The 15,649-nt window shown below is 39.0% G+C and carries 14 protein-coding genes; 8 read left to right on the top strand and 6 right to left on the bottom strand.

The window, feature by feature from the left end; all coding sequences use genetic code 11:
- Window positions 1–55: 55 nt before the first annotated feature.
- The 6 genes from ABNR88_RS01055 to ABNR88_RS01080 all read left to right on the top strand — a co-directional run bounded on the left by ABNR88_RS01055 (window position 56) and on the right by ABNR88_RS01080 (window position 5,935).
- The gene (locus ABNR88_RS01055; protein WP_291926053.1) at window positions 56–721 is read left to right on the top strand and encodes a Bax inhibitor-1 family protein; all 666 of its coding nucleotides are present in this window, start codon (window positions 56–58) and stop codon (window positions 719–721) included.
- A 22-nt stretch (window positions 722–743) separates the two neighbouring features.
- Window positions 744–1,289, top strand: a complete 546-nt coding sequence (locus ABNR88_RS01060) for an RNA pyrophosphohydrolase (RefSeq protein ID WP_291926055.1) — start codon at window positions 744–746, stop codon at window positions 1,287–1,289.
- Window positions 1,290–1,377: 88 nt separating this feature from the next.
- Window positions 1,378–2,655: a homoserine dehydrogenase gene (locus tag ABNR88_RS01065; RefSeq protein ID WP_348669810.1), complete on the top strand. Its 1,278-nt coding sequence runs from the start codon at window positions 1,378–1,380 to the stop codon at window positions 2,653–2,655.
- A 12-nt stretch (window positions 2,656–2,667) separates the two neighbouring features.
- Window positions 2,668–3,732, top strand: coding sequence for a threonine synthase (thrC, locus tag ABNR88_RS01070; RefSeq protein WP_291926061.1), 1,065 nt, complete (start codon window positions 2,668–2,670; stop codon window positions 3,730–3,732).
- A 34-nt stretch (window positions 3,733–3,766) separates the two neighbouring features.
- Entirely contained in the window at window positions 3,767–4,660 is an 894-nt protein-coding gene (cysM, locus tag ABNR88_RS01075; RefSeq protein WP_291926082.1) for a cysteine synthase CysM, read from the top strand.
- A 3-nt stretch (window positions 4,661–4,663) separates the two neighbouring features.
- The gene (locus ABNR88_RS01080) at window positions 4,664–5,935 is read left to right on the top strand and encodes a chloride channel protein (RefSeq protein WP_291926063.1); all 1,272 of its coding nucleotides are present in this window, start codon (window positions 4,664–4,666) and stop codon (window positions 5,933–5,935) included.
- Here the strand turns inward: ABNR88_RS01080 and hemJ are convergent.
- Complete coding sequence (gene hemJ / locus ABNR88_RS01085) at window positions 5,932–6,354, bottom strand: protoporphyrinogen oxidase HemJ (protein ID WP_291926064.1); 423 nt, start codon at window positions 6,352–6,354, stop codon at window positions 5,932–5,934. The two genes, ABNR88_RS01080 and hemJ, sit on opposite strands and share 4 nt — an antisense overlap.
- 103 nt (window positions 6,355–6,457) lie before the next feature.
- Between hemJ and ABNR88_RS01090 the strand changes: the two genes are divergently transcribed.
- Window positions 6,458–10,141 (top strand): DUF3683 domain-containing protein, encoded by a 3,684-nt coding sequence (locus ABNR88_RS01090; RefSeq protein WP_348669812.1) that lies wholly within the window; start codon window positions 6,458–6,460, stop codon window positions 10,139–10,141.
- 7 nt (window positions 10,142–10,148) lie between these two features.
- Here ABNR88_RS01090 and ABNR88_RS01095 read toward each other — a convergent pair whose 3' ends face one another.
- The gene (locus ABNR88_RS01095; RefSeq protein ID WP_291926067.1) at window positions 10,149–10,490 is read right to left on the bottom strand and encodes a gamma-glutamylcyclotransferase family protein; all 342 of its coding nucleotides are present in this window, start codon (window positions 10,488–10,490) and stop codon (window positions 10,149–10,151) included.
- A 109-nt stretch (window positions 10,491–10,599) separates the two neighbouring features.
- Between ABNR88_RS01095 and ABNR88_RS01100 the strand changes: the two genes are divergently transcribed.
- Complete coding sequence (locus ABNR88_RS01100; protein WP_291926069.1) at window positions 10,600–10,947, top strand: hypothetical protein; 348 nt, start codon at window positions 10,600–10,602, stop codon at window positions 10,945–10,947.
- 205 nt (window positions 10,948–11,152) lie between these two features.
- On the opposite strand, the gene ABNR88_RS01105 is transcribed toward ABNR88_RS01100, so the two are convergent.
- The 4 genes from ABNR88_RS01105 to ABNR88_RS01120 form a co-directional block, all read right to left on the bottom strand.
- Window positions 11,153–11,698 carry an MASE1 domain-containing protein gene (locus ABNR88_RS01105; RefSeq protein ID WP_291926071.1) on the bottom strand — a complete coding sequence of 182 codons (546 nt, stop codon included), beginning with the start codon at window positions 11,696–11,698 and terminating at the stop codon, window positions 11,153–11,155.
- A 26-nt stretch (window positions 11,699–11,724) separates the two neighbouring features.
- On the bottom strand, window positions 11,725–12,309 hold the full coding sequence (locus tag ABNR88_RS01110; protein WP_291926073.1) for a response regulator: 585 nt from the start codon (window positions 12,307–12,309) through the stop codon (window positions 11,725–11,727).
- A complete protein-coding gene (locus tag ABNR88_RS01115) occupies window positions 12,302–14,020 on the bottom strand; it encodes a sensor histidine kinase (protein WP_348669813.1) in 1,719 nt (572 codons plus the stop codon). The genes ABNR88_RS01110 and ABNR88_RS01115 overlap by 8 nt, the downstream gene beginning before the upstream one ends.
- 187 nt (window positions 14,021–14,207) lie before the next feature.
- The gene (locus tag ABNR88_RS01120) at window positions 14,208–15,497 is read right to left on the bottom strand and encodes a pitrilysin family protein (protein ID WP_291926077.1); all 1,290 of its coding nucleotides are present in this window, start codon (window positions 15,495–15,497) and stop codon (window positions 14,208–14,210) included.
- Between the last annotated feature and the right edge of the window lie 152 nt (window positions 15,498–15,649).

Consider the following 15,649-nt stretch of genomic DNA (forward strand, 5'->3'; position numbering starts at 1 on the left):
TTATTTTCAGTATAAAATAAGATCATTTTACACACTTAATCCCAGGGGATAAATCATGAGTACATTTTCAACAACAGCCATTAGCAGCATCAAAGTTAAAAACAAAGTTTTATCAGATACAATGAGATTACTCTCTTATACACTTGTCTTTGGCGGTCTAGCCTCTTGGTTTTCAGTAGCCTCAGGCGCTGGATTTGGCGCAGCTATAATGAGCTCTATTGCTGCAATTGTGGTCATTTGGTTTGTACTGCCTAAAACCCAAAATAGTAACAAAGGTATTTTAACTGCCTTTGCCGTAGCAGGTTTATTAGGCTATTCAATTGGTCCAATGCTAACACACTATCTAGCTATGCCAAATGGTGCAGACCTTGTCATTCAAGCCTTAACAGGAACGGGCGTTGCTTTTTTTGCCATCAGTTTTTATGCTCAAAATACCACAAAAGACTTTAGTTTTTTAAATGGTATGATCTTTTTTGCCATGATTGGCATTATTGTTTTATCGCTATTAAATTTCTTTTTTCTGGAGTCGTCAGCCTTTAGTCTTCTTATTTCATTTGCAGTTGTGATGATTATGGGTGCTTTCATGTTGAGTCAAATGTCTGCCATTATCAATGGTGGAGAAACCAACTACATCTCTGCAACTGTTGGACTCTACCTAGCACTTCACAATATGTTTACTAGCTTATTACACCTTTTAGGTGCTTTTTCTAGCGACGATTAAGGTTTAACAATAGACTTCAATCATGATTGACAATGAGGGATACCGCGCCAATGTGGGCATCGTTATCACCAATGACAAGCATCAGGTTTTATTAGCTAAACGCTATAAACAAAACTCTTGGCAACTTCCGCAAGGTGGTATTGACCAAGGTGAAAGTGATGTAGAAGCACTTCTGCGTGAATTGAATGAAGAAGTCGGCTTAGAGCCTCACCATGTTGATGTTATTGCTAAAACGCCAAAATGGCTACGCTATGACTTGCCTGAATATCACGTTAGACGCTCTCAAAAGCCAATTTGTGTTGGTCAAAAACAAGTTTGGTTTTTGCTACGCCTCACTGCAAGTGAAGACAAAATTAAACTAGACACGCACTCTGATATTGAATTTGACGAATGGGCTTGGGTGGATTATTGGAACCCCATTGAAAAAGTAATTGATTTTAAAAAACCAATTTACGAAGATATGTTAAAGGCGTTAGCGCCAGTACTATTTGACAATCAACATACGGTTCCTGCGAATTATTCACGCCCTCTCAAATGCTCTGCCATTGTTTTAGATAAAATCAAATAAAATCCCTATCTAATACCTCTGTACACCAATATCCAATTGGTATAATTCACCTCTTATTAAGATTTTTTTAAAAAAAGGATTTGGTGACGTGAATATTGGAATTTTAGGATTAGGCACTGTTGGTGGTGGCGTAGTAAATGTTTTAAGTAAAAATCAAAATGAAATTTTTGCTCGCACTGGCGAACAAATCAACATTACTCACGCTGCAGTTAAGCACCTCTCTGAGCCTAGAATTTGTGCAGATGGTGACATTAATATTACCGAAGACGCCTTTGAAGTTGTTAATAATCCAGAAGTAGATGTTGTTTTAGAGCTAATCGGTGGCACCACCATTGCCAAAGAATTAGTAGTAGCGGCAATTAACAACAATAAACATGTTATCACCGCCAACAAAGCTTTAATTGCCACACACGGTAACGAGCTACTTACACTGGCTAAAGAAAAGAATGTGCATTTGCTATTTGAGGCTGCTGTTGCAGGCGGCATTCCTATTCTAAAATCTTTAGAGCAAGGCTTAAGTGCTAATAAAATTGAATTAGTCGCTGGAATCATTAACGGCACAGGAAACTTCATTCTTACTGAAATGCGAGATAAAGGTAGAGATTTTTCCGATGTTTTAAAAGAGGCTCAAGATTTAGGCTATGCCGAGGCAGATCCGACTTTTGATGTAGAAGGTATTGATGCTGCTCACAAACTTGCCATCCTGGCCTCTATCGCTTTCGGCTGTGAATTACAAATGGATAAAGTATCTACCGAAGGCATTAGTGAAATTAGCGGTGAAGACGTCGCATTTGCAACTGAACTTAACTATTCAATCAAACACTTGGGTATTGCCAAAAAAGTTGATGGCGAATTACAAATGCGTGTTCATCCAACGCTCATTCCAAAAACACAGCTACTGGCCAATGTTGACGGGGTAATGAATGCAGTACTGGTTAAAGGTAATGCAGTAGGACCAACACTTTATTATGGCGCAGGTGCGGGTGATGAAGCCACAGCTAGCGCTGTGATTGCAGATTTAGTTGATATTATTAAAAATACCGTAAGTCATGATGTGCTAGGCTGGAAATCTCTCACTGAAATCCCTAACTGTGATGTTAACAATATTGAAAGTGTTTTTTATTTGCGCCTACTAGCCACTGACAAGCCTGGTGCGCTTGCTGATATTACAACCACACTAGCCAAACACAATATTAGCGTTGAGTCTGTCATCCAAAAACAAATTGATGCACAAAATAATGCTCACATTGCAATCATTACCAATAGCGTCACCACTGCTAATTTAAACGCTGCTATAACAGAAATCCAAAGTCATGAATTCATCCAAGAGGATGTTAAAATTATTCATGTAGAAAACCTTGATTAAGGAGAAAATACAATGAGATACACAGGCCTAATTGAAAACTATCGTGACAGACTTCCTGTTAGCGATTCAACTAAACTGATCAGTCTTGGTGAGGGTAACACCCCTCTAATTCGACTAGAAAATATTCCCGCCACACTTGGTAAGGATGTGGATATTTACATTAAATATGAAGGCCTTAATCCAACTGGATCTTTTAAAGATCGCGGCATGACAATGGCAGTGACTAAAGCAGTCGAAGCAGGCTCTAAAGCTATTATTTGTGCCTCAACAGGCAATACCTCTGCAGCTGCTGCAGCCTACGCCGCTCGTGCAGGTATTAAAGCATTCGTACTAATCCCTGAAGGAAAAATTGCCTTAGGTAAGCTAGCTCAAGCCATGATTCATGGTGCGGTTATCATCCAAATCAAAGGTAATTTTGATGATGGCATGCGTCTTGTTAAAGAAGTGGCTGATCACGCACCGGTGGCGATTGTAAACTCAATCAATCCTTATCGATTACAAGGTCAAAAAACAGCTGCGTTTGAAATTATCGAGGAGCTGGGTGATGCACCAGATTATCACTGTCTACCTGTTGGTAATGCAGGCAATATCTCAGCACACTGGATGGGCTACAAAGAATACCATGAAGATAAAAAAGCAAGTAGCACGCCAAAAATGGTAGGTTATCAAGCGGCAGGTGCAGCTCCTTTTGTCAAGGGTGCGATGGTTGATAATCCTGAAACCGTTGCCACCGCTATTCGCATTGGTCATCCGCAAAGTTGGGAGTTGGCTCATAAAGTAGAAAAAGAGTCTAATGGTTGGTTTGATTCACTAACCGATACAGAGATTTTAAGTGCACAAAAACTATTAACCGAACAAGAAGGTATTTTCTGTGAACCTGCTTCTGCTACTTCGCTAGCTGGTGCAATGCGCGACATTCAAAGTGGTAAGATCCCTGAAGGGTCTAAAGTAGTTTGCACCTTAACAGGTCATGGCCTGAAAGATCCAGATACTGCCATTTCACAGTGTACTGATGAGATGATTAATATCAATCCAGTCATGAGTGAAGTGCGTGATGCAATCTTAAATAATATGTAAATCTACCAGTCTTGTGTAGATTTTAGGGGAAATGATGTCGTATCAAACTATCGATCAAACTATTGGCAACACCCCTTTAGTCAAGCTACAACGCCTTAATCCCAATTCATCAAACACTGTTTTGGTAAAACTTGAGGGCGACAACCCGGCAGGATCAGTTAAAGATCGAGCAGCTTTTAACATGATCGCTCAAGCTGAAAACCGAGGTGATATCAAACCAGGCGACACCCTCATTGAGGCGACCAGCGGCAATACAGGTATTGCACTAGCAATGGTGGCTGCCATTAAAGGCTATAAAATGATGCTGATCATGCCTGAAAACCTCTCTCAAGAGCGTCGTGATGCGATGACTGCCTATGGCGCCGAACTACTCATTGTTACTCAAGAAGCGGGTATGGAAGGCGCGAGAGATTTAGCTGACAAACTTGAACGAGATGGTAAAGGTGTACAACTCAACCAGTTTGCTAATTTTGATAATTCGGGTGCGCATATTAATTCAACTGCGCAAGAAATTTGGAAAGACACCCAGGGTCAAGTAACGCACTTTGTCTCAGCTATGGGTACAACAGGCACCATCATGGGTGTTTCTACAGCACTCAAACAAAAAAATAACGACATTCAAATTATTGGTGTACAGCCAGAAGATGGCGCTCAAATTGCAGGCATTCGTCGCTGGACACCAGAATATTTGCCTAAAATTTTTGATGCCTCAAAAGTAGATGCTGTAATGGATGTCTCTCAACTTTCAGCAGAAAAAACCACACGTGAGCTCGCTACCCAAGAAGGTATTTTCGCTGGCGTATCGTCTGGTGGCGCAGTTGCAGCAGCACTGGAGCTTTCTACACAGGTCAATAACGCAACCATCGTCACAATTGTATGTGATCGTGGCGATAGATACTTATCAACCGGTCTTTTTAACGCAGTGTAAGTAATGCGCAGATATCTCTCGCATCAGTTTCCCAATGAGATAAAAACCTACCTATCTTTAATAGCTGCCAGTATGCTCGCCGTTGTTGCTATTGATTTTTTTCTACTTTCTAGTGATTTTGCACAACACACATTTAAACAGCTTGTTGCAAAAAACCCCGCTCTAAGTTTAATCATCACCCCAATTACTTTTGTTTTAATAGTCTACATGGCCAAATATTTTTGCCATTACATCCAGGGTAGTGGCATTCCACAGCTTATTGCAGCTAATGATTCACGTAATAAAACCATTCGTGAAAAGCTATTGTCGTTTAGGGTTGCCACAGGCAAGATTGTCTTTATTTTTATTGGCATGTTAGGGGGTGCACCCATTGGCATTGAGGGGCCGAGCATTCATATTGGCGGATCAATCTTTTATGGTTTTAATCGATTTTTAAAACTAAAGCGTAAACTTCTTATCCATTCGCTCATCGCCATTGGTGGCAGTGCCGGTCTGATTGTTGCTTTCAATGCACCACTGGCAGGGTTTTTATTTGCTTATGAGGAAATCGGTCGAAAACTCAAAAAACAAGCGCTGGTATTGATTGCCATTGTTAGTGCCTTAGTTTACACGCTCACCTTGGCTTATCGAGGTAACACCCCTTACCTGGGTGATTTATCCGCCTACTCACTAAATCTTGAGCTGCTTTGGCAGCTAATACCTTTAGCCATTCTAACAGGTGTTGTTGGTGGATTATTCTCCAGAATAACTCTGTATTTAATCGCTAAATTTATCAGTCACAGCAAAGCTCGCGTGATCGCTATCGCCTTATTCTTAGGGCTAATTATTGGACTATTTAACTACCTATCAGCTGGAAAAATTGCCGGATCTGGGCGTGACGAAGTTATCTTTATGCTAGCAGGTAACCCACTAGGGCTTGAGTTTGTACTCATGAAGTATTTTGCCACTCTGACTTCTTTAGCCTCGACCATTCCTGGCGGGTTGTTTATGCCAAGCATCTCAATTGGTGCTGGTATTGGTGCTGAGATTGCGCCTTACTATTTAAAAATTGATACTCAGGTGATTATTATCATGTCAATGATTGCCTATCTAAGCGCTGTAATTAGAGCGCCACTCACTGCAGTTTTTGTGATTTTAGAGATGAGTGCTACTATTAATTTACTCATCCCAGGACTACTGGTGGCGTTTATCGCAAACTGGACTAGTAAGCAGATATTTGCCCAACCAATTTATGAAGCTCTAGCCGAAAATTACCTAAAACTAAGTAAAAATTAGAATGGCTTAACCACCACTAAAATAACAATGGCCACCAAAATTAACACAGGAAACTCATTAAACCAGCGATAAAACACATCTGAACGTTTGTTTTTGTCTTGTTTGAATACTTGCAGCAAATACCCACAATAAAAATGATAAACAATCAATGGCACCACCAGAACTAACTTAGCGTGTAACCAATACTGCGTTTTGTAAATCTCCCAACCGTCAACCACCATCCAGGTGCCCAAGACCACAGCTAAAACCATACTTGGCGTCATAATACCGCGGTAAAGCTTGCGCTCCATTACCTTAAAACGTTCAATGCTAATCTTATCTTGACTCATCGCATGATAGACAAATAAGCGCGGCAAATAAAACAAAGCTGCAAACCAAGTAATAATGCTAATAATATGAAATGCCTTAATCCACAACATGTTTTTTCCTTTTTAAAGCACCCTATCTACGGTGCAAACAACCAGACTTAACTACCAACCATTATAGTAAAATAAAATTTAATTTTTGTTAACTTTACTTCAATTGAAGCAATACCGAGAAATACCCTATAACTACACCTCTTTTTCTGACAAGGAAATTGTCTGTCGATTTTTAGGTGAAGACGCTTGGGCATTGTTAGAATCTCTTCGCACCAATCGCAACACTGGGCGTAGTGCCAGAATGTTGTTTGAAGTATTGGGTGATATGTGGGTGGTTGATAGAAACCCCTATCTCCAAGAAGATTTGATCAAAAACCAACGTCGTTGGAAATCTCTTATTGGGGCGCTTAATTCACGCCTTGACTTGGTTAGAAAACGAGCAAATAACAACACTAAGGTTTTAGAGCTACTTCAAAGTGCTGATTTAGCTGTGACCAAGTTTGAACACTGTTTAAGTGACTTTAAGCAACATAAAAAACGTATTAAGCAAGCCTTGCTCAAAGTAACCAATATTAACAATATTCGCTTTGATGCTCTATCTCGTTCTGCTCATGCAACCGATGCTACGGACTGGCGCGTAGAATACCCACAAGTGGTTATCACGCCAGATACCGAACTTGAAATTGCCGCTATTGTCAAAGCATGTATTGAACTTAAGCTTACCATTATTCCTCGTGGTGGCGGCACAGGCTACACTGGTGGTGCCATTCCACTCCACACGCAAACAGCAGTTATTAACACCGAAAAGCTTAGTTTTATTGATGATATTAAAAATACCAATAATTTACAAAGTGTTAATGTCGGTGCTGGTGTTATTACCAAGCGTGTTAGTGACTTAGCCACAAAAAATAATCTTGTTTTTGCAGTTGACCCCACCTCACAAGATGCTTGCACGATTGGTGGCAATGTTGCTATGAATGCAGGTGGTAAAAAAGCCCTTAGATGGGGTACAACCATTGACAACCTATTATCTTGGAAAATGGTAACACCGGATGGATCTTGGTTGCGTGTAGAGCGATTAGAACATAATCAAGACAAAATTCAACTACTTAAATCTGTTAGCTTTAAGATTGATACACTTAAAGATGACTGTAAGACTGTTGTTAGCTCGGAAGTTTTAACGATTGATGCTAAAAAACTACGTAAAAGCGGCCTGGGAAAAGATGTTACCAATAAATTTTTAGATGGCCTTCCGGGTATTCAAAAAGAAGGTTGTGACGGTTTCATCACCTCTGCAGAGTTTATCTTGCATCAGCCTTTAGCGCATATTAACACCTTATGCTTGGAGTTCTTCGGTCATGACCTTAAGGCTGCCGTATCGACCATTGTTGAGATTAAAAATCTTATCGATAGCACTACATCAGTAGATCTTGTAGGTATGGAGCATCTTGATGCGCGCTACATCAAAGCAGTCAAATACACCACCAAGGCGAACAAATCTGAGCTGCCAAAAATGGTATTGCTGATTGATGCCTCTAGCCAGTCACAATCATCACTCGATGAAGCGGGTGAAAAAATTAAGGCCATCACTATTCAAAAAGAAGGCGAGTGTTTTATTGCAAAAAGCTCTAGCACAAGGCAAATTTTTTGGAAAGACCGTGCTAATACTGCTGCCATTGCCGCTCACACCAATGCCTTTAAAATTAACGAAGATGTTGTTATTCCACTAGATAAACTGGCTGAATACAACGATGGTATTGAGCACATTAATATCCGCCTTTCCATTGAGAACAAACTAGACACACTTGGCGAGATTCGCACCTATCTGGAAAGTATCAAACTTGAAACTCAGCTAATTAAGGAGAAGAGTTCAGCAGCTATCGAGCTATTGAATCAGGTGAGCAACCAATGGCAAGAAATTCTTGATCAGTTGGATGATTCGGCTATATTTAGACAAGTGCAAACTGCTAAGCGTGTCGTTTCTTATATGGATGAATTTGCCCATCCACTTAATGATTTGCTCATGGGTGATATTTTTACTGAAATACGTCATGACATTCAAGATATTCACGCGTCGCATCGTAATGTTCGCCTATTTGTAGCAACACACATGCACGCTGGTGATGGCAATGTACATACCAATATTCCGGTACATTCTCATAATGTTCAGATGCTAAAAAAAGCAGAATCTGTGGTTGATGAGATTATGATTCTAGCGACCAATCTCGGTGGCGTTATTTCAGGCGAGCACGGTATTGGTTTAACTAAATACCAGTATTTATCTGCTGAATATAAACAAGAATTTGTTGAGTACAAAGCTAAAGTTGATCCTAACAACCACTTTAACAAAGGCAAACTAATGCCTGGTAGCGGGCTAAATGGCGCCTTTACCCCTTCTCTGCACTTAGTTGAACAAGAAGCGCTCATTCTTGAAAGTAGTGAAATTGGTGAAATTAATGACATGGTTAAATCCTGCTTGCGCTGTGGCAAGTGTAAGGGTGTGTGTACCACACACGTTCCAGAAGCCAATCTTTTATATTCACCACGTGACAAAATTATCGGCACCAACCTCATCTCAGAAGCCTTTTTATACGAAGAGCAAACTCGTCGAGGTGTTTCGCTAAATCATTTTGTAGAACTTGATGATATAGCTGATCATTGCACAATTTGCCATAGATGCGCCAAACCTTGCCCAGTAGATATAGACTTTGGCGATGTTTCTATCAAGATGAAATCTGTCTTAATTAAGCAAGATAAGCGTCAGACAAACCTAGTCTCAAAAGCTTCAATGGCTTATCTTAATACCACTCAGCCTTGGAAAATTAAATTAGCCAAAAAGCTGTTGATTGATTATAGTTACAAAGCACAAAACATCGCCTCTCGCCTTGCCGCGCCATTTTTAAATAAAAAGCCTGATAAGACTGTGGGCAAGCCGAACGTAGCAATTGAACTGCTTACTTTATTGGATAAGCCACTACCAACTGATACCGGTCTTAAGCCAATGCGTGAGTTATTGGGCATTCATGACAACACCAGTGTGCCAATTTTATCGCACCCTACCAAGTCCAATGCCGACTCACCGAGTGTATTTTATTTCCCTGGTTGTGGCTCTGAGCGTCTGTATTCTCAAATCGGCTTAGCAACTGTCGCCTTGCTTTACCACCAAGGCGTTAAGGTGGTACTTCCGCCAAGTTACCTATGTTGTGGCTATCCCCAAAGAGCCAGCGGTTTTGAGGCTAAAAGTGTCGCAATTTCAACGGACAATCGGGTGTTGTTTCACCGCATGGCTAATACCTTAAATTATCTAGACATCAAGCATGTTCTTACCTCGTGTGGCACTTGTATTGATCAGTTAATGACTTACGAGCTGGGCGATATTTTTAAAGATTCCCGCTTAACAGATATTCATGAATATCTACTTGAACAAGATGTCACGCTTAAGCCGACAGGCGAGCAGTATCTGTACCATGCACCTTGCCATGATCCGATTAAATCAGAGGAATCTAGCAATCTCATCTCTAAAATTGTCAATTGCGAAGTGATTAGCAACGATCGTTGTTGTGGTGAAGCTGGTACATTTGCCGTAGCGCGCCCTGATATCGCCAAGCAAGCCAAATACAGAAAAGAATTGGAAATCAAAAAAGACCTTGCCATGATTAAATCAAGTGATAAGCCAATTAAAATGCTTACCACTTGCCCAGCCTGTCGTCAGGGTTTGTCACGCTATCAAAGTGCCACTAATATCAAGCCTATTTACCCTATTGAACTAATTGCGGAACAGCAGCTGGGTAAAAAATGGCACAAAGACTTTATAAAATCAGTCAATATCGAAAAAGTCTTACTTTAAAGACGCTTTAGGCTTGCACATATACCCAAGCTTTTTTGCCTGATTTAAACTCAGCTTTAATGCGCTTATAATCGCTCACTTCATATAAATCAGATTGCGCCAACTCTTGTTTTGTAATTTTAAAAACAACGCCAGAAATTTTATCATCAGCATTCATAGAAAACACAGCAATAGGATGGTGTGTTTTACCGCTTAAATCCACCACACTCTGATCTTGTATCAGCAGAGTTTCTAGCTTATAGCCCAATAGCTGGTCTACATAACCCTCTAACTCACGGCCAAAGGTTTCAATTTGTACCGGGGTATCTTGCAGTGTCCCATAAGAAAAAAGCAACTCCATTTCACTCATAAATATCCTTAAATACAATTAATATGGAAAACCATAATATACTAATTTTCTAATACAAAATATAATGCTCTCTCTACTTGAGGAGTGATTATATAACAAGGAAATTTATATGAAAGCTCAAATTTTAAAAACCTTAGCTTTGGCAATTAGCCTCAGTGCAATTAGCACTTCTTTTGCCTTCAACCCAAAAGATATTCACAATGAAACCTGTCTAAATTGCCATAAAGACAATGGTGCAAACTATAGTCATGACAACAATTTTTACGAGTCACGCTCATTGAACAATATCAAGCTAAAAAGCTTTGCTGACTTAAAGGCTCAAATCAATCGTTGTTCAAATTACTACGATTCAGCTTGGTTTCCAGAAGAAGAGGCGGAAATTGTCAAATACCTGAATGATGAGTATTATCAATTTATCATGAATGCGAAAGCCATTCAAGCCAGAAATTCTTATTAGCTCTAATACAAAAAAACCCTAATCGTTGATTAGGGTTTTTTTGTATCTACATTTGTTAAAAATATCTAATGAGGCGTTGTACTGGAGAAATAATTCTGAGGAGAGTTAGGAAACCAATACAACTAAAATGATTATCCCAAAATTGAAGAAATTTACTATTATGGTAAACCATAATAGTAACGCTTTAATCGAGCTATAAATCCAGTTAAATAATTTTATTTCTGATTAAAGCTGGTGAGAATATTGTAAAAACTACCGCAATAAAGATCAGACCGCCCAGTATATCCCCTTGCACATAAGACTGAAAATACACCTTACCCGCGCTAAACTGGTCAGGTGCATACAAAAGCCCTGCTTTGACTATAGTGGTCGTAAATGCTGATAAAACAACTAATGGCACAAGCTGTACATAATTAAGTTTGTTAGCCACAATAAAATTAGAAAAATTAAGCTTTCTCATCAGCCAAATACTCAGTAAAGGTAATAAGGTGTTAATAACCCTACTAACAACTTCATGTTGGGCAAAATTAGCTATTCCGCCTTCAACAACCACTTCGGCCAGTAAATAACCCACTAACAAACCTGGAAAAACCCTAAAGCCAAATAGCAAATAAGCCAAGATAACCGCACCCATTGGCAACCATAAGTAATTACCAATATCGGAATTAAAATGATCCATGGGAACAATCAAATACCGGGCCACAAAAACTGCCACCAATGCTAATAAGTTATACTGAATGATTTTTATCATAATAAGATTCTATAAAAAATAAACGTTTAAGTATTTGTCAACGCGACAGACATCTTAACTAACTCGGGTAACGACTTTGCCCGCATCTTTTTCATCACCTTAGAACGATGAGCTTCCACAGTGGGCAAGGAAATAAACAGCTCCTCGGCAATATTCTTATTTCTATCACCTTTCACCACACAGGCAAACACAAGCTTTTCCTTATGGGTTAGTAGTCGATATTGATTGAGCACATGCACTTTATCTTTTGAAGATTCGATTGCAGCATTCACCTTGCCTAACAGCACATCAGGATCAAAAGGTTTTTCCACAAAATCAAAAGCACCAAGCTTCATAGCTTTGATCGCAATATTTACGCTGGCATGTCCAGTAATAAATATTGTAGGACGTATACAATTAATCTGATTAAGATGCGCTTGTAATTCCAAGCCATTCATCGACTCCATGTCAATATCTGACACCAAGCACCCAACAATATTTTCATCCAATACCTCTAAATATCTCTGTGCACTAGAGAAAACCCAGACATTAAACTGATGATGTAAAAAGAACTTTTGTAAAGATTCTCTAACCTCCTTTTCATCATCAACGATAAATACGTTATTATTCATGCTTAAAAATAGGTAATGTGATTAAAAATTGACTGCCTTGTTCGCCACTAGATAACAAAGATAAATCTCCACCATACGAGCGAATAATACGACGACTAAGACTCAAGCCAATCCCTAGACCTTCAGTATCGGTTTTTTCTTTATGGCTTTTAAATAGTGTAAATAGATTGTCTTGATCGCTAATTTTACAGCCCGTATCCGAAACAATAATCGTAACCCGATCATCTTTAACGTCAGATTCAATGGAGAGTGTATTGGATGATTTATGATTACTTGCCATAGCACTAATCGCATTTTTTGATAAATTTAACAATACTTGGTCTAGTTCAATCGGACTCATTTTTATCTTTTGCTGTTGAACAGCTAAAGAAATTGTATGCTGAATATTCGCCTCTTTCAAGTCATTATTTAACAGTCTGATAATTTTTTCAATATGTTGATTAACATAAAACACTTCTTCAACCACTACTGCATCAGTCAAAAATTGGCGAATATTTAAAATCAAGTCTACACAATGATCCGTTTTCTCTCTGAGATCATTGGTAATATCCCTTACTTGGCTCAACTGACAACTATTATCACCCTTAAGTAAATCATCTAATATGTGTGCATCAATTTTGAGCGAGGTAATTGGTTGGGACAATTCATGAGTCACTTCAGAAAGCAACTGATTCACAGAACTGGCTTTTGATAACTGCTCCAACTTAGCCTTATATTGGGCAATCTGCTTATCTTTTCTCGATTTAATGGTGACAATAAAATAGCCTATCAGCAATAAACCTAACAACACCAGCTGATAGTTTTTCTTATAAAAATCAACATGACCCGGATCTTGATAGATGCCCACTCGATGCTTCCTCATGAGTGTACGAACTTGTTCATAATCCAAAGCATCACGCCACTGCTCTATTCCATGGACAGATTGCTTAAGCAGTAAAGAGAGAATTTTCTCGGTTAACTTTGGATCTGAATGCTTAAGTGAAGAGAATGACCATTCTGGAACAAGTCTTGTTGATAATAAATAAGGGAATTCTTGTTTTTGATCTAATACTTTAATCTGATCCCTATCAATCTGACCCAGGCTGATCATTTTCTCAATAACGCTCGTACGCACAGCTCCAGCATCATTTATTCCATTAACAACTGCATTAACAATATTATCTTGTGCACCTAAAAAACTAACAGATGAAAAGTCTTTGTCGGGATCAATCCCCAATTTTCGAAAATGATCTAGTGCTAATACCCACCCACCCAGGCGATTAGGCGTTGAGGCGGCAAAACTATTACCCTTTAATGCTTCAATACCATTAATGGCATTATTGTTAACTGACGTAAAAATAACGCTACCCAACTGGTCAACACCAGATTGATCAACCTTGGTCAGCTCAATATGGGTTTCGTATAAGCGATTTAGCTCAACAGTGGTAATAGGTTGAGTGATCACATAATCAACTTTACCCTCCTCAACCATTTGATAAAGCAGTAAGTCGTCTGGGGTGTCAACCACCACAATATTAAAAACAACCCCTTGAATGTGACGACTAAGATAATTAGCACTTAACTGCCAATACTGGTGAGTAATACCTTTGTCCAAATAAGATTGAACAGCGATAATCACTTCAGTCGGCTGAGTACTACCTTTGGCGCTCGATACGCCAACCGTGCTCAATAGCAATAAAAATGTAAGAATAATGTGTTTATAGCAACGCATTGTGCATTTTAACACTGCGGTAAAAATCTGGACACTATGGTATACCATATATTAAGCGGGTAAATATTTGACAAATATTCAAAATATACACTTAATTTATAGAATATAACTGATTTTAGCCAATTTTATGCTTGTTTTATCGGTATTTATTTAACTTTCAGTAAAATATTGAAAATAATCAAATAGGCTATTTTTTGACACCGACACTCAAAATAACGAGTTTATCCATATTAATCAGCCTTTCATAAGCTTTTTGGATATCCCTGGCGCTAATCGGCTTGATTTTGCTAGTAAAACTGCTCAAATAGTTCAACGGTAGGTCGTAAAAACCAATAATAGAGAGGTAAGTAAGGATATTAGCATTACTAGCAGTCTCTAAAGCAAAACCACCGATAATATTATCCTTGCCATCTTGAAGTTTTTGCTCATCAATCGCATTATTTCTGAAATTTTTGAGCGTCTCCAAAGCGATTTTTTTAGCTTGATCTGCCTGTGAATTTTTGGTTTGCAATTTAATTAAAAAATAGCCATTCGATTTCATCTTGGTAAAATAGCTAGAAGTCGAATAAGCCAAACCTCTTTGTTCACGCACTTCATCACTCAAAATAGAAGTTAGTCCGCTACCACCCAAAATATGATTACCCAGATACAGAGGGTAATAATCAGCATGTGATCTATTAATACCAACTTGCCCGATGAGCAAATGTGTTTGCGTTGATGGGAATTCAATATGTACTGCTTGAGTTTGTTGCAACGGCAGTACAACAGGATTGGCCTTAGCCTTTTTACCCATATTCAACCCATGTGAAATCTGACGAGCTATTTGCTTAGCTTTAGTTTTGCTAATATCCCCCACCAAAGCAATGGTTAGATTTTTGGCTACATAATAGTGCTGGTAGTGCTGTTTTAAATCAGCTAGATTAATTTTTTCAAGACTTTCCTTGTTGCCAATTTTCTTGTGTGCATACGGGTGTTTGTTAAACACCAGCTGACTAAATGCACTATTAGCGATACTTGCTGGACTTTGCTTGGCAGCCTCAATAGCGCGCAGTGTTTGCTTTTTCTCACGACTCAAATAGCGTTGCTGATAATCTACCTTGGTCACTACTTCTGTGAATAAATCTAATGATGATTGCAAAATATCACGACGCGTTAAACTACGCATAGAGATGATTGACATATCTTTAAGCGAGGCGCCAGAAAACTCACTGCCCAGTGATTCAAATTGATTAATTATTTGCTCTTCTGTGTGATACGTGCTCGCTGTACCAATAAGACTGTTGGTTAGCATTGCCAGGCCATACTTATCGCCATCTCGTGAGCTAGCCGCATCAAAGTTAAGTGCCACATCTAGCATTGGCAAACCTTGAGTTTGAGTAAACAATACCTTGGCACCTTCGGGCGTTGTCCACTGCTCAATAGTGACTTTTGCCTCAACTTGAGTGATTAACAATAAAAATAGCGAAAATAACCTCACTTAATCTCCTGGGTAATCAGCTCAACAGTATTCATTTGAGAAAAATCAAGATACTGTTTAGCAACATTTGACACATCTTTAGCCTTAATTTCGTTCATTTTATCAACATATTCAAACATCTTATCAATTCCCAAACCCACCGTTTCGAGCAT

Source organism: uncultured Candidatus Thioglobus sp. (genome assembly GCF_963981275.1).
Classification (GTDB): Bacteria; Pseudomonadota; Gammaproteobacteria; order PS1; family Pseudothioglobaceae; genus Thioglobus_A.